Raw genomic sequence first — 264 nt, 5'->3', positions numbered from 1 at the left:
TTCACGATATGGAAGTGATCCACATTACTTTTGAACGCGAGGCGTTAGCCAACTGGCTGGAAAAGGGCGGCGAGATCCGCGGTAAGCTCAACGGGATCGGCTTTGCCCAACTACTCAATATGGATGTCGACACCAGCCAGCATCTGGTCGTCCGCGATGTGAGCCTGCAGGGCTCACGCCTCGCGCTGCCCGGCAGCGCAGCGCAGGAGAATATGCCCTGTCTCTTATACACATCTCCGAGCCCACGAGACCAGGTAGTTCATC

At 57.2% G+C, this 264-nt stretch carries 1 protein-coding gene; it reads left to right on the top strand.

What is annotated here, in order from left to right; genetic code table 11:
• The coding region (locus tag ACNQ0T_RS24445; RefSeq protein WP_417930520.1) for a regulatory ATPase RavA LARA domain-containing protein at window positions 1-264 on the top strand (264 nt) is incomplete at both ends.

The sequence above is a fragment of the Enterobacter cloacae complex sp.6700776 genome (genome assembly GCF_048284255.1).
GTDB lineage: Bacteria > Pseudomonadota > Gammaproteobacteria > Enterobacterales > Enterobacteriaceae > Enterobacter > Enterobacter intestinihominis.
Note: the sequence above shows the minus strand (reverse complement) of the source record. Positions and strands in the feature narration are given on the sequence as shown.